Here is a 21085-nt window from a genome sequence, read left to right as displayed (position 1 = left end):
GAAATATGAAAAAAGGAAAATATATATTGATGGGAGCGATCATAGTCGGACTTGGACTTGGCTTCACTTCTTGTTCTGATTACTTAAATGTAGATCGCTACTTTAAAGAACAACAATCAAACGATCATATATTCGAAAGTAAAGACTATACATTACAATGGCTGTCATTTTGTTACAGTCGCCTGCAAGGTGATAATATCGAAGTGGGACATAGCGACATCTGTCCAACTAATTTCTCTGACGACCAGGCATTTAATGAAGGAAATAATGGAGACCGTTACCGTAAATTCAAATTGGGTGAATACGGATATGGATATTCCTACGGAGGATATTACACTAATTCATGGCCTTGGGCATATGATGCTATCTACCAAGCATCTATCCTAATCAATAATGTATATAAAAATAAGGATTTCACTCAAGAAGAAATCACTGATGTAAAAGGACAGGCGCGTTTTCTACGAGCTTATTTCTATTGGCTACTGTTGAAAAAATACGGTCCGGTGCCGATTATGCCGATAGAAGGTGCCGATTATACTAAATCTTATGAAGAATTAAGTTTTCCGCGTAACACATATGATGAATGTGTAGACTTTATCACTTCTGAGATGCAGCAAGCCGCATCTGAATTATTCGAGAAACGGGATAATCTGAATATTTGTCGTCCGACTAAAGGAGCTGCTTTGGCAGTACGCGCAAAAGTCTTTCTTTACGGAGCTAGTCCATTAGCCAATGGAAATACAGAAATGGCAGACTTTACAGATAAGAGTGGACGGATCTTGATTCCACAGGAATATGATGAGTCGAAATGGGCGAAAGCCGCCGCTGCCGCGAAAGATATGATTGAATATGCAGAAAAGACAGGTTTTTATAGAATTTATACGGTAGGAGTACGAAAGCAAGATAATGACAAATCATATCCCAGTACAATTACCCCACCGCCACATGAGATTTATTCCAATAGAAACTTCCCCGAAGGATGGCAAAACATAGATCCGTTCGAATCTTATCGCGCTATATTCAACGGAGAGTTGTACGCAGCAGAAAACCCTGAATTGATCTTTACCCGTGGTTTAAATAAAGACGGAAACAACTTGGAAACAGAACAAGGTATCGCTGATTTGGTGAGACATCAATTGCCGGCTTCTTGCGGTGGATGGAACATCCATGGTGTGACACAGAAACAATGTGACGCATATGATATGGCATGGGGAGAACCATTTGACCGTACAACTTGTCCGGATGGATATGTGACCAATGATAACAAACAGGATCATCTTTATGATCACGTACCGAATGACGTTCACATGGAATATACTAATAGAGAACCTCGATTCTATGCATCAATAGCTTACAACGGATGTGTATGGGATTGTGCAAGTGCCGTAGAAGGAAAAGATGAACATTACAGATATATACAAAGATGGTATTATCGTGGTGCAGACGATGGTCGTATCAATGGCGGTCAGAATTGGCTGATCACCGGCATTGGAGTAAAAAAATATGTTCATCCTACAGATTGTGCTAACCATGGAGGAAGCATCTGTGACAAGGTAGAACCTACCCTTCGTTATGCTGATATCCTATTAATATATGCAGAATCACTGAATAATTTGACCTCAGGAAAAAGCTACGATATTGCTTCTTGGGATGGAAGTAAAACACATACTATCAAACGAGATATCGAAGAAATGCGTCGTGGCGTTAAACCGGTCCGTATGCGTGCCGGGCTCCCAGACTACGATAATACTGTTTACCAAGATCCAAAATTGTTCTTTAATAAGCTCGTGCACGAACGTCAAATCGAATTCTTCAACGAGAATCAGCGTTTCTTCGATTTACGCCGTTGGAAGATTGCAGAAGAGCATGAAAGTGAGCAGATCTATGGTTGCAATACTTTAGTAAACAGAGACCACAGAGATGCTTTCTATACTCCGGTCAGAGTAGCCAATCTTCAAACTTCCTTCTCACGAAAACAGTACTTCTGGCCTATCACTTATGACGAACTGAAACGTAATAAGAATATGACTCAGGCACCGGGATGGCAAGATTATGATTAAAGGTATTAATGTAAATAATGAATATGATATGAAGAAATTATATATTTTAGGAATTGTGTCAGTTGTATGTGTCTCCTTCGGATCATGCAACGATGAATGGAAGGAAGAGCTACACAGCCAGATGATTTCGTTTAAGGCACCGGTAGGTAGCAACGGCGTATGTGACATTTATATGCGCTACCAGCCCGATGGTACCGCATCCTATCAGTTACCGGTGATCGTCAGCGGTACACGTGATAACACACGAAATATCGACGTGAAAATTGGTGTAGATAACGATACACTTTATCATTTGAATACGGAGAAATTTGCAGTGGGACGTAAAGATCTTTGGTATCGGCAACTGCCTGAATTTTTTTATTCTTTCCCTTCAGAGACTTGTCAAATACCTGCCGGTGAGAATGTGCAAAACTACACCCTCAATTTTAATATGAAAGGATTAGACTTAAATGAAAAATGGGTGCTTCCATTAAATATTGAAGAGAATCCGTCATATGTTCGCAATATTCGTAAGGGATGGTGCAAAGCTTTATTGGGTATCAACTTATATAATGACTATTCCGGTACTTATTCAACCACATTAATGAACATTTATGTCGATGGTACTACCAACGACCCAGCTATAGTAGATAATCGCGTAACTCGCGTAGTAGACAATAATTCAATCTTCTTCTATGCTGGTTCAGTATGGGAAGAAGATGAGAATCGCAGTAAGTATAAGGTGATTGTGACCTTTAATGAAGGAGAACTTAATAAAGATGGAAATATGGCCGGCTCCTTAACCATTAAACAAGGCGACCCTACAAGTGGAGCTAATATTGCGCCTGTCGGTGACTGTACATATGAGCTAATTGTACAAAAGCATGAGACAAAACCCTATTTGGAACGTCATATCACGATTTTACGTTTAGAATATAAATATACAGACTTCACTTCCGATCCAAAGAATCCGATGATATATGATGTAAAGGGTTCCATGACAATGGAGCGCCAGATCAATACGCTGATTCCAGATCAAGATCAAGCTATTCAATGGTGATGATTATTTACTTAATATAGTATATAAGCAAAACCATGAAGAAAGAGCCGTCTCACCCATAGGAGACAGCTCTTTTGACTTTTTATCAAATAATCCCAATCTAATTTATCTACTTCAATTGACCCTAAAGGAAACAATATCCAAAGAGCCTCTAAAACGTTACTGGCAATGAAAGTAATTGATACATCAATGTACGTGCCATACGTTTTTGACCATTAGTATTTGGATGCAAACGATCAAAATCCGAATTATTGAAATAAATAAGCTGCTCCTCAATCATCGGATTCAAACCTGTCATTGCATTAAAATCTATCACAGGAATTCCCCAAATATTACTGGCTTCTTTTATAGCTTGAACATAAGCATCAATATATTCTCCACAACTATTTTGATAACTCTCATCCGGTTGCACATTATTCTCACTAAATTCAGCCAAAGAACGATGTAAAGGAGTTAATAAAACAATCTGTTTATCAGGAAAGAGCTTCTTTAACTGACATATACCTATATTGATACGACCTTTATAAGTATCTTTATCCATATTTGGAATACGCCTTATACGCTTTACCAACTTTTTTGTTTCTCCAGTAGCTGCCATTACCGACTCTTCCCGTTCAGTAAACCATTCTCCTATTGACACTCCACTATTAAAATCATTAGTACCCATGAAGACAATAATAGCATCAACTTCCGCCCCATGCTCCGTTTTTAGTTTTTCTGCCTGCCGAGGTACATCATCCCACTGCCGTCCACTTACACCATAAACAAAAGGAGTAATACCCAACCAATCTTTCAAGAAATCCCAGTATTTTTTTATCTCCTTACCATAGCAATTAGGATCTGTGATAGAGTCACCAATATATCCTACTCGTTTACCCTGCCATGGATGTTGAAAACAACCCTCTTCATTTCCAAATAACTCTTTTTTTGAGATAGAAGATTGATTCTGTCCACATAAGCACGAGCTAAGAAATAATAAAGTACCAATTATTAATAGTTTGTCTTTCATAAGTATCTTATATTTATAGGAATAAGTAACAATAATATCTTTATCACCCAACTTCCAGCATACTCTTCAGTTCAGCCACCCCCTCAGAGGCTCCTTTCTGAATAATATGGACCGGTCGAGAAGTATGTGTTTCTACCGACTTGGGATCAATCAAATAAACTTCTGCCTCTCGCGGTACATAATGCAGTAAACCCGCAGCCGGATATACATTTAACGAAGTACCAATAATCACGAAAACATCTGCTTTTTCTACATAACGAATCGCTTTTTCAATCTCTGGAACAGCTTCTCCGAACCATACAATAAAAGGACGTAACTGACTTCCATCACCCGCTTTATCTCCAACCTTTACTTCATATTCTTCGGGCTTCAGTTCTTTTATATAGAGAGAATTATATGGATCCTTACTAGAACAAACTTTTGTCAATTCACCATGTAAATGAATGATATGGCTACTACCCGCCCGTTCATGCAAATTATCAATATTTTGTGTTATCACTGTCACATGATATTCTTTCTCCAATTCTGCCAACAGTTCATGCCCACGATTCGGTTTTACCTCCAACAATTGCTTCCGACGCTCGTTATAGAAATTGATTACCAATGCCGGATCACGCTGATATCCTTCAGGAGTCGCGACCTGTTCTACGGGATAACGATCCCACAATCCACCTGCATCCCGAAAAGTACCAATTCCACTCTCGGCACTCATGCCAGCCCCTGTCAATATTACCAAATTCTTCATAAACTATCCTCCTTACCTTATAATATATAACAATACAAAAATAAAGAGAATAGTCGGTAAAAGAAAATCTAAACGCATGTAATCTTGCACTTTGAGGTAATTTTGTTTTTGTTACCATAATAAATATATCTTTTCTTTCAAAAAACAATGATAAAAGAAAATTTCTAGGTTAATTTCTTGTTTATTAGCTAAAAACTTCATATTTTTGAGCAGTATATATTTCTTGCAGAAACCAATCGACTTACTGATATTCAAGCAAGTAACCCATAAGAGTACATTGTTAACCTCATATATAATCTATATTCTAAATAACTAATTTAATACATTTATTTATGAAAAAGAACAATTTATCATTCCTGCAAGGCTTCGTACAGTTTTGTTTCGTTCTATCAATTTTTCTCTTCTCATGCTCTGATGACAAAAAAGATATAGGTAATAATGACGGAAACGAACCACCACCCGTAACCACTACTACTCCAACAATTCTTCAACAATTTGAAGATGCATTAGATAAATCTTTAATGGTCAGTGACATCAAGACTACAGGAGCAACAACCACTCTTACCTTAAGCGATAAAAGCACTATAGAACTCCCAATAAAATATTATATTATTGATTTTACAGGCAAAGAAATTCCTGTTGTCACCAAAGGACTCACAAACACATGGGTAGTAAACGGTACTAATTTAGGTATTCCAGTTAAAACATCCAGTTCCGATGACCTGCTCATTGTATGTATAGCCTATGACAATAATGCTGTTACTGTTTATCTAAACGATGGAGAAAGAAAAATAATCAATAGAGAAGGAGAAGAAGGCATCTATTCATTCATTCTTGAGGCAGCAAAAAACAGAGAACTGGATAAAGATATTATAGCTGTCATCGAAGGTAACTCCATAAGCGCTATCCTACCCGAAGGAGTCTCTGCAGAATCACTCGTTTTAACTTTTGGTTATCGTGGTGTTTCAGTTACAGTCAATGGTACCGCACAAAAAAGTGGCGAAACCGCTAACAACTTCGAAACTCCTCTAACTTATAGCCTGAAGAAAAAAGATGGAACCAAGATCGATTATTTAGTAAACATAAGATCAATCCGTATTCCTCAAATTTATATTGATACAGAAAATAATGCTGAAATTAAAGATAAAGAAAATTATGTAAGAGCTAATATCAGAGTAGAAGATCCCAGTAAGCTATATACAGATGGAACTACAGTTGAAAGAAGTGCCGGAATACGTGGACGTGGAAATTCAACTTGGGGGATGCCGAAAAAGCCATATAGAATAAAGCTGGATAAAAAAACACAATTATTAGGTATGAGTACTGATAAAGATTGGGCTTTGCTTGCTAATTATGCAGATAAATCACTTTTAAGAAATATCACTGCATTCAACATCTCACGAATTGTTGGTATGAGATGGACTCCAAAGTCTATTAGTGTTGAAGTATATCTTAATGGAAAATATCTGGGAGTCTATGCTTTGACAGAACATGTCAAAGTCTCCGAAGAACGACTCAACATCAATTTAGCCGATAAATCTGTTGATGGTGACTATCTCATGGAACTAGACTTTCACTATGATGAAGGAGCACGTTTCAAAACAGATATAAAAGAATTGCCTATGATGTTTAAAGATCCGGATGAACCGACTGACGAACAATTCAACTTTGTAAAAGACTTCTACAATAAAGCTGAATCTGTTCTATATTCCGATAAATTCACCGATCCTGAAAATGGATACCATAAATATATAGATATAGAATCGTTTGTTAAATATTTCATTGTACAGGAACTCTCAAAGAATTGTGATGGAAATATGCGAGGAAGCTGTTATATGGCCATTCTTAACAATAATATTATAGAACAGCCTCTTGTATGGGACTTCGACATAGCATTTGGTAATGCCAATCACATTACGACAGAGCAAGGAGCATCATCAACCGGTCCGAAAGGTTGGTATATCAAAACCTGTTCACCATGGTTCGACAAATTATTTAGAGATCCAGCTTTCGTAAAAGCACTTAAAGAGAAATGGAATACAGTAAAACCTCAATTAGACCAGTTACCACAATTTGTTCAAAATCGTTCCAATGAATTGGAAAGTGCTGCCGCACGTAATTTCGGGAATATAGAAGACGGCGGAGCCGGATGGGACATACATAAAGTAATGTGGCCTAACTATATAGATCGTGGAAGCTATGAAAAAGAGGTTAAATTCCTGAAAGATTTCATTGAACAACGATTAACTTGGCTAGATAAATATATTAACGAATTATAAGAAAGTTATCATAAAGAAAAGAATGAACTTTTGCCGATATAAGAATTTTTAAATACTAAATGCTAAATCATTCAAATAAAACGTGTACTTTTGCGACTTATAAAATTGCAATTGATTGAATGTTAAAGTCATGAAGGACCATAGTTCAATCTCCAATAAAAAACATTATATGAATAAATTTAGTTACGCTATTGGTCTCGGAATAGGCCAAAACTTATTAAGTATGGGAGCAAAAGGCATTGAGGTGGATGACTTTGCACAAGCTATCAAAGACGTATTTGAAGGCAACCAGACTGCAATCAGTCATACGGAAGCCCGTGAAATAGTAAACAAATATTTTGAAGAACTGGAAGCAAAAATAAGTGCCACCAGTATCGAACAGGGTAAAGTCTTTCTGGAAGAAAACAAAAAAAGAGCCAATGTTGTTACCCTTCCGAGCGGATTACAATATGAAGTTATCAAAGAAGGAAATGGCAAACAGGCAAAGGTTACCGATCAGGTAAAATGCCACTATGAAGGTACGTTGATTGATGGTACACTGTTTGACAGTTCTATCAAACGCGGTGAGCCAGCTGTATTTGGAGTAAACCAAGTGATTCCAGGATGGGTAGAAGCTCTTCAGCTAATGCCGGAAGGTTCAAAATGGAAACTGTATATTCCGTCGGAGTTAGCTTATGGTGCACAAGGTGCCGGAGAAATGATTCCTCCTCACAGTACACTTGTATTTGAAGTAGAATTACTTGAAGTATTATAAATAAAAAATTTCAAAGCAACATGAAAAAAGTTAGTATTTTTATGGCAATCGCTGCTGCTGCAAGTCTTGCTTCTTGTACAGCTCAAGCTCCTAAAGCAAATCTGAAATCAGACATCGACTCATTGTCTTATTCAATTGGTATGGCTCAGACTCAAGGTCTGAAAGATTATCTGGTAGGACGTATGGGTGTAGATACTGCTTATATGGCAGAATTTATCAAAGGTTTGAACGAAGGCGCTGACAAGACAAGCAAGAAAGAAATTGCTTATATGGCAGGTTTGCAAATCGGTCAACAAATCAACGGTGCTAATGGTATGATTAAGAATATCAATCAGGAATTATTTGCAGGTGACTCTCTTAAAACTATCAGCAAAGATAACTTCATTGCAGGTTTCATCGCAGGTACTTTGGAGAAAGGTGGTTTGATGTCTATGGATGAAGCACAGATATATACTCGTACAGCTATGGAAGCCGTTAAAGCAAAAGCTATGGAAGAAAAATATGCAGACAATAAAGCTGCAGGTGAAAAATTCCTGGCTGAAAACAAGACCAAAGATGGTGTAAAAACGACTCCTAGCGGACTTCAATACAAAGTTATCACTCAAGGTACAGGAGCAATTCCTGCTGACTCTAGCAAAGTAAAAGTAAACTATAAAGGAACCTTGATTGACGGAACTGAATTTGACAGCTCTTACAAACGTAATGAACCTGCTACTTTCCGTGCTAACCAAGTCATCAAAGGTTGGACAGAAGCTCTGACTATGATGCCTGTAGGTTCAAAATGGGAGCTTTACATTCCTCAGGAACTGGCTTACGGTGCAAGAGAGTCCGGTCAAATCAAACCGTTCTCTACTTTAGTATTCGAAGTTGAATTAGTGGAAATCGAACCGGACAAGAAATAAGAAAAGTTCAGGCTTAAATAGAGAAAGGAAAGAGGTGCAACCCGTTTGCACCTCTTTTTTTTGCTTTTTCCTCTTTTTTTTCTCGAAAAAGAAGAATAATTAAAATAAATCTCTATATTTGCTTACTATTTGATAACAACTGGAAAATATAATTTATTATTATGGAAAAAATAGACAACCTCGACAGACAAATCCTAGAAATCATCTCGCAGAATGCCCGTATCCCTTTTAAAGATGTAGCAGCTGAATGTGGCGTATCCCGTGCAGCCATTCATCAACGCGTACAGAGACTGATTGATCTCGGAGTTATTGTAGGCTCGGGTTATCATGTGAATCCGAAATCTCTGGGATACAGAACTTGCACTTATGTCGGTATCAAGTTGGAGAAAGGTTCCATGTATAAATCTGTAGTAGCAGAATTACAAAAGATTCCCGAAATTGTGGAATGCCACTTTACTACAGGTCCTTATACCATGCTAACTAAACTTTATGCTTGTGACAACGAACACCTGATGGACTTACTTAATAACAAAATGCAAGAAATTCCGGGTGTAGTTGCTACAGAAACATTAATTTCTCTGGAGCAAAGTATTAAAAAAGAAATTCCAATTCGCATAGAAAAATAACCAGATGGAGTTTCTGAATGAATATCATCTGGCTGGATTATTCATTGGAATCTGCACCTTTCTGATTATCGGTCTTTTCCATCCTATAGTGGTAAAGGCTGAGTATCATTGGGGGACAAGATGTTGGTGGATATTCCTTATACTTGGTATTGCAGGTGTCATAGCCTCACTAAGTATTAATAATGTGATTCTATCTTCGTTATTAGGTGTATTTGCTTTTTCTTCATTCTGGACTATAAAAGAAGTCTTTGAACAAGAAGATCGAGTAAGAAAAGGTTGGTTCCCTAAGAACCCAAAACGAAAATATAAGTTCTGAGAAGAAAAGCTTTACAGATTTTTATTAAAAGGACTTGCATAATTCGGCAAAAAGAACTACTTTTGTCACCGCATCCAATAAAAGGATACACCGGACTTGTAGCTCAGTTGGTTAGAGCAACAGACTCATAATCTGGAGGTCCCTGGTTCAAGCCCAGGCTGGTCCACAAAGAAAATCCTCATAAACAGCAGTTTATGGGGATTTTTATTTGGTTTGAAATCTTCTGATTATGACGAAATTGGCATAAAATCACCTTGAAATGCTTCATTGTTGACCTATTGTTGACCCCAGAATAATAAGGTTAAAATGCTGACAATCAAAGCAGAAGTCCAACAGGACAAACAAAGGAGTGATGGAACGTACAATGTAAAAGTACGATTCACACAAGACAGAAAGATTAAAAGGCTATCAACCAGCCTATTTGTAACCTCTAAAGAACTAACAAAGTCTTTTAAATTCAAAGAAGATGCTCCTATTAAAAAGGAAATTGACAATCTTGTTTCCTATTACAAAGAGCAATGCACTAAGCTCCAATTAGACCAAAGTAATTACACACTGGAAGATGTATTTGAGTTCTTAAATGGTGAACGTGAGAAGAAGCAAGTAATAGACTTCATAAAGTTCAGTCGTGAATGGATAGCCTCAACCCCCATTAAAGGTGCGCCAAATTACACAACTGCACTCAATGCGCTAACTCGCTTCATAGGCAAAGAGGAATTAGATACAAATCTGATTACCTTAGACTTCTTACAGGAATTCAAAGCATTCTTAAACAAGGAGAAAGAAGTACGCACTAAGAAACTTATCCAACAGGGTAAACGAATTACCTCTAATCGCTCACTATCTCTTTATCTGGTAAGTATCAAACGATTGTTCAACGAAGCTAAGAAGAAGTATAACAGGAGGGATAAGAATCTGATTCTAATACCCAACTCACCCTTTGATGAGTTTGAGATACCTAGACAGGAAGCAACACGTAAACGGGCAATTCCATCAGACATTATTAAGAAGGTATGGAAGTTAGCGTATAAGGACATGAAGAAGGGCTATAAGGCTACTTGCCGCTATAATTTGGCAAAGGATTGCTTCATTCTTTCATTCTGCCTTATGGGTATGAATTCAGCAGACTTATACAATGCTACTGAAATAACAGGAAATACAATCATCTATAATCGTACCAAAACCAAAGACCGCAGACTTGATAAGGCACAAATGAAGGTTGATGTACCTAAGTTAGTCCAACCTCTCATTGAGAAGTATAAAGATAATACAGGTAAACGCCTCTTCAACTTTTACCAGTATTATGTTGATGAGAAGAGCTTTAACAAGGCTATCAACTACGGTCTGAAAGAAATTGGTGCATTATTAGAAGTGGATGATTTGGAGTACTACGCAGCCCGCCACTCATGGGCAACCATTGCACTAAATAAAGTTGGCATTGATAAGTACACAGTCCATGCAGCATTAAATCATGTTGATGAAGCAATGAAGGTCACTGACATCTACATTGAACGAGACTTTGTAAATGAGAACAAGGCTAATGCTAAAGTCATTAAGTACGTGTTTGGAAAATTGTAGTCACAATCCGTAGTAATTAATAATGCCACTCTGTTGCGTAATGGAGTGGCATTAACTATCTTTACAGCACTAATGTAAGATACGATATGAGAAATTACATACTGCCAATTCCAGAATTAAAGAAACTAGAGCCTGTATTATCAGAGTACTTTGGTTATAAACGTGCCATGTTTGAAAGCGAACTATTAGCTACTTATTACAAGTATTATCCAAAGGGTGTCAGTAAGGAAGTTGCTAATAAGTACATGATTGAGTTTCCATTCATGGATGAGTTTGGAGCAGATAACGGAGCGTTTGACTATCACCGTTATTTGCCTAGACAAGCCTCAACGAGCAAGACATTTGACCCTACTTCTTTCATTATGGATTCAAAGTATGACATTACTATCACATTGTCAGATGATAAGCTACAAAGAGAATTAGAGAAGAAACTACAAGAGTGTGGAGAGACTGACGAAGAAAGTACAATTGTGACATCCCTTCTGATAGTAGCCGCCATTTACGAGAAGTATGTAAGAGGTGAACTCTACACAGAAATCACCATGTCAGAAGACACATTGCCTTATCTGGAACAAGTCCGTCCAGAAATGCTAAAGCTCTTTGAGTTGCTTAATACTAAGAGGTACTCACCTAGCAAGAAGAAAGAATTAAGAGTGTTCAATCCTATCACTATTGATAATGGAGTTAAGAAGATTACACTAGATAATTCATGCCATTGGCTTACTGATTTACTGGATAACTACCTACACATTTATTTAGGAGTTAATAATCTGGAAGAAGCGCAAACGGAACTCAAAGAAGTGTATGCAGAGAAGAAAGGCAGGAAAGCTAATAATGCTGCTTGCAATTTAATCATGTATGGCACATTCCACCTATTGCAAAGGTACTCTTCACTAAAGACCAAGAGTGAACAGATACGCATGACATTAGGCTACATGGAACTATTGTTTGAAACAGATAGTTTTAATAATGATGAGAACTCAACCAATGCAGCAATAGCCTACTTAGTGAAACAAGGGTACAAACCTATGTGGAAGCCCAAACAGATAGAAGACTACAGATTCTCACCCAACAATCAATCTACAGAACATCTCTGGTAATTAATAATCTACCAATCCTCACAGACTACCATGTAATTACGTGGTAGTTTTTTTATGTCTTTAAATTAGCTAACTCACTGATAACCTATAATCTAAAGAATACCCTTCAAATCACTCTCTATTCTTTATTACCCACCTTCTCACTATTCCTCACCTTTGCAACGTAATCGAAAGACAAACGGTGCGCACCACTCTCGATTAGATTACATAATCAACAATTTAAATAATACAATCATGGAAGAAATGATTAAAACAGCGGGACAGACTGCAATGGAAAGTGGTAAAGAAGTTAATAATACTTCAAGTGTTTATAAGTCTAATGCTTTAAAGGTGGATAAGGACGATGAAGGTAAGCTAAGAATTACCTCAACGAAGAATGAGCCACCAGTGTATGTTGATTTGGCTGTAATAATCTGGCTATTTAATGCCGTATTTAATTTCGCTAAAATAACGGTTGTACCTTACAACACTAATGGGAAAGCATACTTCTACATCATTGCCGAACTTGATGGCATAGTGGAAAAGAAAGGCACATACGTGAATGACAAAGCCACTGAAATAGTACTAGACTTACTCAGAGGCAAAGGTGTCAACCCTAAAGACGAGTTCTTCAGACAGAAGCAAGAAGTGAATGATACCGCTAACTTCCAACTGGAACTTCTGCAACATTTAAGAGACGACTTAAAACGCCTCTATCGTGAAGCAGACAAGGAAAGAAATGGAGTCACTCACTTTCGTGGAAGTTTCCAATTCTATCGAGGTGAAGTAAAGTTTGACATTCCACTAACAGATGATGTCAAAGAGTTCATTCACGAGAAACTGACAATTAATAAGACAGACTACTTCAACCTGTAACAACAATGATGAAAAGGGGAGTTTGCTCCCCTTCATCTCCAAATCTCAGACTTAAACATACTTCAACATTAATAACCACAGTTAGGAGCAAATTTGTAAAGTGCCCATACAAGCAACTTTTTATAAATTTCATCCCTACACAAATTATAAGATTATGAAACTCTCATTTACACCAATCAACCTTGAACGTGAAGAACTAACAATTAGTAAAGGCGAAACACTCTTAGACCTTTATAAACGAGAAGGCTATCCCGATAACGGTACTCCAACCAATCGTATCATTGAGAAAGTAGAACCAGGTATCGGTGCAACTTATGCTGAATTGGAATGTAAACGTAACTCTGTGATTACCGAACCTAACGTACCCGTAATTATCGGTAAGACGGAAGGAACTGATTACTTGGGCATTTATGAAAAGACTACCCCAAAACAGATAGAAGCCTATTTACAGAATGGCAAATGTATGCCTAAGAAGTTAGTCACTACTCCCGAAGGCTACAAGACAAAACTAATACCTACATTTAAGAAGTTAGGAATTGACTGGCATAAGGAGTACTTCTGTTTGTACGATGAATGCGAGAAACTAATACAAGACACTGGTTTCAGACCAACTATCCGTATAAAGGATTTCTTCGATTATGAACGTAAAGCATACGTTTCGGCTACTCCGTTAGGAACACGTAATCGTAAGTTTTTAGACAACGGCTTTAAATGGCTGAAAGTAACTCCCGATTACGATTACAAGAAGGATGCAACTTTAATTATCACCCGTTCATTCAACAGAACTTTACGTAGAAAGTTAAGGAAATTACTATCCACTTCCAAATGTATTTGCATCTTCTATAAGACTACTGACGGTATCGCTCGCATAGTACAGAATCTATTGAAAGAAGGATTGATTAAGGACGGGGATTACAAGGTATTCTGTTCGGATAAGAGCGTGAAGAAGTTAAAGAGTATGGAATTGCATCATACACATGACCATTTAGAATTGCCATTAGCTAAAGTTAATCTCTTCACCGCACGCTTCTTTTCGGCAGTGGACATTAAGATTAATAAGTTGGCTGACATACTTGTACTTAGTAATTACAAGCAAGCCATGCACTCAATGATTGACCCGTTCACAGAAGCAGTTCAGATACAAGGACGTTTCCGTAACAAACTGGACGGTGACAGAAGATACAACTCTCTGACATTCATAGCCAATACCAATGACGAATTGGAAGTTAAGAGTGATGAAGAGATTGAAAAGAGTATCACTACCGACCTTCGTTTATACTTGGATATGAAGATAAAGTATGATAATGAAACGGATGAAACGGATAAAGCTACCATACTAAAGAATTTAAATAGACTTAGCTTCAATGAGTTCTTGGATGATGATGAAGAACTTTCGGAGGAAGTTATAGACCATGTGTTTAACGAAGAACGAGTAACAAGTTACTACCAATCACCGGAAGCACTAATTAATGCCTACAATGCTACAGGGCATTTCAGATTACAAGTAATAGATAACAGTCATGGAGTTGGAGAGGATGACAATCTGTCATTGAAGAAACTTTCAACTAAGGATGTATGGAAGTACCTTGTAAACCAGTTGGAGCGACTGGAACGCGACAAGCAAAACAATCCCGATTTTGATTTCGATGCGGAAGTACGTGAGTTGGAAAGAATGAACAGCGAACAATCCTTCATCATTGAGGCTTACTCGAAGATTGGTAAAGCACCGATTGAAGCAGCTAAGTATTCTAAAAGCAAGATTGAGAAGGAATTGAAAGCATACAATCTCCAGCAAGGTGAGAAACTGCGTTTTAGTCCAAATGTACTGGCAGAGATAGAAGAAGAATTTAGAAATGAAGTTCAAATTCAATGCTACATTGCTAAATCCGATTTCATAAAACGACTTGGCAGAATTTACACTGCTAATGGCATTACTTATAAGATTCATGGTGACGGAATGAAAGGAAACAAAGTAATGTGTCAAATTACAGAAGGCACAGTTGAAGATTACTTCGACCATTATTCTTATAACAGTCAAACCCCACCTTTGTATAAACTTCTCCGTTTCAAATCGGAGTTAGGAGCAAATTGATAAAGGGTCTTATAAAACACAAATTTAAGAATTTACCCCTAAAGAAATTTATGAATTGAAGTAACTTTCTACACCTACTAAGTAACTCCACCCTAAGAGGTACGGAGTTCTTGGTGTTTACGGACAATCCTGTTATCTTATTACATGAAGTACTATTTCACTCTTACCCCAACTCAATTTAGGTAATCTCTAAATTCATCCCCCTGCCCCACTTAGTTTTGAAGAATGGTTCTTTATAAGATTTAACAAGAACGAGAACTAAGAAAGAATTAATACATTGATTAAATAAGACTAAAGCTACAGACCGTTAAATAGGTTTGGAGTTTCTCATGTTTCTACACGTATCTGTAGACTATCCCTTTAACCTTATTTGAGTATCAATAAAGTACAAGTCGCCATCAATACCATAGAGGACATTATTAGGGACTGCATCAAATACTTCGTATTGGTCATTATGGTACTCATCAAGATAATCCATTTCAAAACCAAGAGCTTGCATGTAATCAGTTATTTCGTCCTCTGTCGCCTCTCGCTCTGCCTTTATGTGTGGTTGTATGAGAACTGCGCAAAACTCATGTAGACTATTGTAAGCAAAGCCTATCATTTGGTAGGGCACATTGCTAAAGAACTTATTGTGTGCAGTAATACGGATAAAGAAATTCTCTAGATTGTCACCTGCATACTCAAAGTTATTTAATTTGTATACAGTAGCCGCACCATCATAAAACACCTCATTCTCTCCCCCTTTATCCAAATAGATAACGGAAAGATTGTTAAAGTCAATCCATAAGCCGTTTGAATCAGCAAATGAAATTAACTCTTCAATTTGCCCTCTCTTATAGCTCTCTGTTGGTTCAAGCGTTCCTGCTGTTTCTTTGCTTCTTCTAACGATGCAGGCTGCTTGCTCCAAGAGACTATTGACTGACGAGTGCGCTCTATCCATTGCTTGTGAAATTCATTAATGTATTCCATAATTTCTGTAATTATGAGTTTATGCAAATGTAGCCAATTAAATTGAATCTAGCAATAAAAGTTCATTTACCCTCCCAATTCAAAATGTAAGGTACTCAAATTTACACCCCACCCCTTTAGATTAGAGAAGTGTTTCTTAATAAGGACTAGCACTACTTAGAGCAACATTATTAATTCCAGAATAATGAATGACATAGAAATTCAAATGTAATGTATGTCTCAAACGCTTCTGTTCTGTTACACCTCACACCCCATACCAATTAGTAAATGAAATGAATAGTTTAGCGTGAATTGTTTTCCAAGCCTCAACGAATGAAATTCATAGAATCACTTATCTGCCAACTACAGATAAGAGATGATTCTTTATAAGATGACACATTTGTAAGAGGTTACATAGTGCTTCATACTAAGACTACTCATTTGCACTAAAATCCAGATTACTAATCATTAAATTACAAGTTATGGAGAATGTGAAGATTCTAATCACATTAGGGACTATCTTAATAGTTCCCTTTATTATGTTACCACAGGTGATGTTTGGGATAATCTTGTTATTAATCATTTGCTTCGTATTCAGACAAAGAAGCTTCTAATAATGAGACTATGCTAAAGAGTTTATTCTATCTACTAATCGTAGTAATAACCTTCTTTGTTGCAGTGCTACTACATCCTATCTTAATAGTTGGGTACATTGTCTTAGTTGGTTACAATCTTATTAAAGGGTGATAATCATTAATAATTAGACATTATGAATTTAGATTATAAAGTTGGAGAGGTGGAGCTAACTTATAAGCTTACTACCAGAAACAAGAACAAAGTTAGCAGTTCTGCTGACGCTTACCAGATTCTACTACCTACATTTAAGGAAGGGACTATAGACTACAAAGAGTATTTCAAAGTTCTTTATCTGAATCAATCGAATCAAGTTCTAGGATTCACTCAAATTTCAGAAGGAGGAATAACAGAAACAAGTGTTGATGTAAGAGTTATCTTACAAGCTGCATTGCTTACTAATTCAGTCTCTCTCATTTTGGCACATAATCACCCAAGCGGGAATTTAAAGCCAAGCAAACAAGATTTGGAATTAACGCAATCCATTAAAGAAGCTGCCGAACTTATGAGAATAAGGGTATTAGACCACATAATTCTTACAAGTGAAAAGTATTACAGTTTCGCTGACGAAGGAGAGATTTAATCAACAGAGGACATCATAATACATTGGTGTCCTCTCTCATCTTATTAATACTACAACACTATGAATACAAAGAAAGTAGAAAGTGTAATTCAACACATTGCCACATTACAGGAAAGCTTATGCAATAGTGAAAACAATTTGCAATACATTAAGCGGTTACAAGCATTAAAGTATTGGTTACATAAGTTTGATTCATTCTTAGATAGGACTAGCAGACAGCAAGGAGAGTATGCAGCAGTTTACGAAAGTTATTTTTGTTCTGGTTGTGGATTCTCATTCTATGAAAGAGTTTGCAATTCTATCACAGTCTATGAGTATGGAGATAGACCATTCTAAAATAGTTTGGCGATAGCTTATTGGCAAATGTGTTCAAATTGGGAATGTGTTCAAATTAATCTGCAAAGGTCGTTTGAACACATTCTTTTATGTAACCAACTTAATCAAAGACTTAAATGAAAACAAATGCAGTGATTTATGCTCGTGTTTCGTCTGTTAGTGATAGACAGGACACAAGTAGACAAATTGAAGATTTAAGAAAGTATGCCAACTCACAAGAAATTGAAGTAGTTGCCACATTTGAGGAACACATTAGCGGTGCTAAGAAGAATGAAGAACGCCAAGTATTAACGGAATGTTTGGAATACTGCACTACTAATTCAGTTCATTACTTGCTACTATCTGAACTTTCCAGATTGGGCAGAAGTACATTACAGGTGCTTCGTTCCTTAGAAAGACTACATGAAGCTAAAGTTTCCGTTTACATTCAGAACTTGGGACTTTACACATTACAACCAAATGGAGAAGTTAATCCTATTGCTTCTATCATGGTAACAATACTAGCGGAAATGTCTAACATTGAGAGAAGCAACATTGTGTATCGTCTTAATAGTGGAAGAACTAACTACATTGCCAAAGGTGGAAAGTTGGGACGGAAGACAGGCAGTATTAAGACAGAGGAACGGAAACGGGAAGAGTATAAAGAAGTGATAGCCTTATTGAAGAAGGGGTACTCTGTTAGAAATGTGGCTAAGCTACAAAGTATTGGTATCTCCACAGTTCAACGGATAAAGAATCAATTTGTCAATTCCTAGTCTTATTAATTGGTTGGGAGGAAATTTCTAAAATTCTACCTTTATAGGGACTTGGCTAATTTCCTCCTAACCTTAAAATGTTGAGTAGAAGTCAGCCTCAACGATTAATAAACAATAGTTCTTGCTAATCAAACGTAAATTCGTAACTTTGTAGCAATTTCAGATACCTAATGCGTTAGGTCTGGAAGGACTTATTAAGAAAACGAAGAGCGTTTGACATATTATCTTGCATTGGAATCTCGACAATTTCATTCTTCAAAGATAATAGGCAAGAGCGCTCACGTCAATGCTATGTTTTCACCTCAACAGGTGAACTCTATAACGTTTGGCGTGGGCTATTGTTTATTACTTGAAGAAGGGCAGTCGAGAGCCTCAATGCAGTAGTATTCAGTAGTTCCCACGCTTCTTTCATTATTAATAGCTAACAGCGGGAACAGGTTGGCATTAATTCAGTATCTAAGAACCAGACATTTACTTATCAATCGCAATTCTAATAAGAAGTGTGCAACCTTCGTGTTGTGTTCCTCACACTTGACTACAAATTACTAACGCCTCTAACAGGAACTTAGAGACACAAACAGATTTAATAATAACAATGAAGACATTAAGATTAATTGGAGCAACCTTATTAATGGTTGTATTATGTGTGAATTTCGCAGCTTGTGGGGACGATGACGATGAGAACCCAATCGTAGGCACATGGAAAAGTGAAGTTGCAGACAGTTATGGTTACAGTGAATCATTCACATTCAATGCAGACGGAAGTGGTATGTGGCAGGAGTTTAAAGACAACGCACAGAGTGATTCAGAATCTTTCACTTATGCAATAGACGGCAATAAGATTACCTTTACATGGTCAGACGGTGAAACATACACATCTACCTTCTCTATTTCGGGCAATCGTTTAACGATTAAAGACAATGAGGATTCAGAAACTTATGTCAAAATTTAAACAGTAAATACTAACATGAAGACATTGAGACTAATAGGAACAACCTTACTTTTGGTTGTATTGTGCTTAAACTTTACAGCATGTAGTGATGACGATGATGACAACCCCTCAAATCCTTTAGTTGGTGTATGGCAAGAGGATGACGGACATGAACATCTAAGATGGACGTTTAATGCTGACGGGAGCGGAAGTGAGTATCTGTACTATGATGATGATAGCGAATCCTTCACGTATCAGTTTACCTATACGTATCATAGTGAAACTAATGTCGTAGAAATCAACTACAGTGATGGTGACACAGACAAGTACAACGTTACAATCAATGGTAACACTCTGACAGCCAAGAATGAGTATGGTACTGAAACTACTTTCAAGAAGAAATAATTGTTTAACGTTAATAGATTGATTAACAATGAAGACACTAAGAATACTTGGTACTACTTTATTAATAACGGTACTATGTTTGAACTTTACTGCTTGCAGTGATGACGATGATGACGAAGATAATAGACCTCTTTCAGAGAAGATTGTGGGACATTGGGTATTAACTTACGAAGAAGGATTTATTAAAGAGGCTAATTATCCAGACCATGAATGGAGCCATGCACCTAAGGACGAATACGAGTACTTTGGTAACTTTACTTTCAGAGCAGACGGTACATACAGTCAGTATGATTTGGACGGTACTAGCACTCCTCAAAGTATTGAAAAGTGGTCTGTCAATGGTGATGTCATAACTCTTATTGAGGACGAACACGAACAGTATGATTTAAAGGTAGTCGAAATCACTAATGATAAGTTAATTCTTGAACACTATTTCAAGGATGAAGGTTACGAAGTCAGAGCTAAGATGACCTATAAGAGAGGATAATTCTTAAATAGTAATGAAGGCAGCATTTGAAGTAACATTCACTTGCTGCCTTATTAATTACTTCTTTCTCTTCTTTACGAGTTTACGTTTCTCTTCTCTAACTGGGTTATGGAGAAGTTGCTTTAACATGTCTTTTGTAAGAGGTATGTGTGTAACCTCTGTAACTGTGGTTTCTACAATCTTTTGTGGTACGTAATGAATTGTGTTGTTCTTCTTAGTAAGTCTCATTTTAGGTTAATGTGGATAGGTTGGTAATTGAATTATCTACTACAAAGGTACGAAGGAGAAGAATGAGAACATAACGTAGAAGGGACAATTACAGCATACCAACATAGAGAAGCAAATCCACTTCGCAACCTTAGCTCTATGCCTAGAGAAGTCCAAAGGTAGTCCCACTAAAGAGTTTTGCACATGCAGAATACCATACCCAATAATCATTAACTTAATAAATCATTCGCTAAATTCAATAAACTTCCTATCTTTGCATAGTAAGTTCAATGTTGACCTATTGTTGACCTTGAAACTTGCATAGAGATAATTAACGTGTTGATAACGAGGTAGCTCAGTTGGTTAGAGCAACAGACTCATAATCCGGAAGTCCCTGGTTCAATCCCAGGTTGACCTATAAATTAGCACCCTTACAAGTAAA

At 37.0% G+C, this 21085-nt stretch carries 20 protein-coding genes and 1 tRNA gene; 18 read left to right on the top strand and 3 right to left on the bottom strand.

What is annotated here, in order from left to right:
* Nucleotides 1-5: 5 nt before the first annotated feature.
* Both EJF25_RS01930 and EJF25_RS01925 read left to right on the top strand, forming a co-directional pair.
* A complete protein-coding gene (locus EJF25_RS01930; RefSeq protein WP_125039789.1) occupies nt 6-2060 on the top strand; it encodes a RagB/SusD family nutrient uptake outer membrane protein in 2055 nt (684 codons plus the stop codon).
* Between the two features lie 28 nt (nt 2061-2088).
* The gene (locus tag EJF25_RS01925; protein ID WP_125039788.1) at nt 2089-3099 is read left to right on the top strand and encodes a DUF4973 domain-containing protein; all 1011 of its coding nucleotides are present in this window, start codon (nt 2089-2091) and stop codon (nt 3097-3099) included.
* Nucleotides 3100-3250: 151 nt separating this feature from the next.
* On the opposite strand, the gene EJF25_RS01920 is transcribed toward EJF25_RS01925, so the two are convergent.
* Both EJF25_RS01920 and EJF25_RS01915 read right to left on the bottom strand, forming a co-directional pair.
* On the bottom strand, nt 3251-4108 hold the full coding sequence (locus tag EJF25_RS01920; protein ID WP_125039787.1) for an SGNH/GDSL hydrolase family protein: 858 nt from the start codon (nt 4106-4108) through the stop codon (nt 3251-3253).
* Between the two features lie 43 nt (nt 4109-4151).
* Nucleotides 4152-4853 (bottom strand): SIR2 family NAD-dependent protein deacylase, encoded by a 702-nt coding sequence (locus EJF25_RS01915; RefSeq protein WP_125039786.1) that lies wholly within the window; start codon nt 4851-4853, stop codon nt 4152-4154.
* A 332-nt stretch (nt 4854-5185) separates the two neighbouring features.
* On the opposite strand from EJF25_RS01915, the gene EJF25_RS01910 reads away from it, so the two are divergent.
* The 10 genes from EJF25_RS01910 (at nt 5186) to EJF25_RS01865 (ending at nt 15355) form a co-directional block, all read left to right on the top strand.
* Nucleotides 5186-7132 (top strand): CotH kinase family protein, encoded by a 1947-nt coding sequence (locus EJF25_RS01910; RefSeq protein ID WP_125039785.1) that lies wholly within the window; start codon nt 5186-5188, stop codon nt 7130-7132.
* Between the two features lie 169 nt (nt 7133-7301).
* The gene (bamJ, locus tag EJF25_RS01905; protein ID WP_125039784.1) at nt 7302-7886 is read left to right on the top strand and encodes a BamJ family beta-barrel-assembly machinery protein; all 585 of its coding nucleotides are present in this window, start codon (nt 7302-7304) and stop codon (nt 7884-7886) included.
* 20 nt (nt 7887-7906) lie between these two features.
* On the top strand, nt 7907-8788 hold the full coding sequence (gene bamJ, locus EJF25_RS01900; protein WP_125039783.1) for a BamJ family beta-barrel-assembly machinery protein: 882 nt from the start codon (nt 7907-7909) through the stop codon (nt 8786-8788).
* Between the two features lie 161 nt (nt 8789-8949).
* Nucleotides 8950-9414: an Lrp/AsnC family transcriptional regulator gene (locus EJF25_RS01895; RefSeq protein ID WP_025076302.1), complete on the top strand. Its 465-nt coding sequence runs from the start codon at nt 8950-8952 to the stop codon at nt 9412-9414.
* A gap of 4 nt (nt 9415-9418) precedes the next feature.
* Nucleotides 9419-9730: a DUF4491 family protein gene (locus EJF25_RS01890; protein ID WP_125039782.1), complete on the top strand. Its 312-nt coding sequence runs from the start codon at nt 9419-9421 to the stop codon at nt 9728-9730.
* A 92-nt stretch (nt 9731-9822) separates the two neighbouring features.
* Nucleotides 9823-9896: transfer RNA gene (locus EJF25_RS01885), tRNA-Ile, on the top strand.
* Nucleotides 9897-10036: 140 nt separating this feature from the next.
* Nucleotides 10037-11308 (top strand): phage integrase SAM-like domain-containing protein, encoded by a 1272-nt coding sequence (locus tag EJF25_RS01880; RefSeq protein WP_125039781.1) that lies wholly within the window; start codon nt 10037-10039, stop codon nt 11306-11308.
* 86 nt (nt 11309-11394) lie between these two features.
* Complete coding sequence (locus tag EJF25_RS01875) at nt 11395-12408, top strand: hypothetical protein (RefSeq protein WP_125039780.1); 1014 nt, start codon at nt 11395-11397, stop codon at nt 12406-12408.
* 234 nt (nt 12409-12642) lie between these two features.
* Nucleotides 12643-13263, top strand: coding sequence for a hypothetical protein (locus EJF25_RS01870; protein ID WP_125039779.1), 621 nt, complete (start codon nt 12643-12645; stop codon nt 13261-13263).
* 154 nt (nt 13264-13417) lie between these two features.
* A complete protein-coding gene (locus EJF25_RS01865; protein ID WP_125039778.1) occupies nt 13418-15355 on the top strand; it encodes a hypothetical protein in 1938 nt (645 codons plus the stop codon).
* Nucleotides 15356-15707: 352 nt separating this feature from the next.
* On the opposite strand, the gene EJF25_RS01860 is transcribed toward EJF25_RS01865, so the two are convergent.
* Nucleotides 15708-16298, bottom strand: coding sequence for a putative polyvalent protein kinase domain-containing protein (locus EJF25_RS01860; RefSeq protein ID WP_125039777.1), 591 nt, complete (start codon nt 16296-16298; stop codon nt 15708-15710).
* 777 nt (nt 16299-17075) lie between these two features.
* On the opposite strand from EJF25_RS01860, the gene EJF25_RS01855 reads away from it, so the two are divergent.
* From EJF25_RS01855 to EJF25_RS01830, 6 genes are all read left to right on the top strand, one after another.
* Nucleotides 17076-17522 carry a JAB domain-containing protein gene (locus EJF25_RS01855; protein WP_125039776.1) on the top strand — a complete coding sequence of 149 codons (447 nt, stop codon included), beginning with the start codon at nt 17076-17078 and terminating at the stop codon, nt 17520-17522.
* Nucleotides 17523-17582: 60 nt separating this feature from the next.
* Nucleotides 17583-17858, top strand: coding sequence for a hypothetical protein (locus tag EJF25_RS01850; RefSeq protein WP_125039775.1), 276 nt, complete (start codon nt 17583-17585; stop codon nt 17856-17858).
* A gap of 116 nt (nt 17859-17974) precedes the next feature.
* The gene (locus EJF25_RS01845) at nt 17975-18613 is read left to right on the top strand and encodes a recombinase family protein (RefSeq protein ID WP_125039774.1); all 639 of its coding nucleotides are present in this window, start codon (nt 17975-17977) and stop codon (nt 18611-18613) included.
* Nucleotides 18614-19208: 595 nt separating this feature from the next.
* Nucleotides 19209-19565, top strand: coding sequence for a lipocalin family protein (locus EJF25_RS01840; protein ID WP_125039773.1), 357 nt, complete (start codon nt 19209-19211; stop codon nt 19563-19565).
* A 15-nt stretch (nt 19566-19580) separates the two neighbouring features.
* Nucleotides 19581-19949 (top strand): lipocalin family protein, encoded by a 369-nt coding sequence (locus EJF25_RS01835; RefSeq protein ID WP_125039772.1) that lies wholly within the window; start codon nt 19581-19583, stop codon nt 19947-19949.
* A 28-nt stretch (nt 19950-19977) separates the two neighbouring features.
* On the top strand, nt 19978-20436 hold the full coding sequence (locus tag EJF25_RS01830) for a lipocalin-like domain-containing protein (protein ID WP_125039771.1): 459 nt from the start codon (nt 19978-19980) through the stop codon (nt 20434-20436).
* Nucleotides 20437-21085 lie beyond the last annotated feature (649 nt).

Origin of the sequence: Bacteroides faecalis, assembly GCF_003865075.1 — a bacterium.
Lineage (GTDB): Bacteria > Bacteroidota > Bacteroidia > Bacteroidales > Bacteroidaceae > Bacteroides > Bacteroides faecalis.
This window is presented reverse-complemented; position numbering and strand designations above follow the sequence as displayed.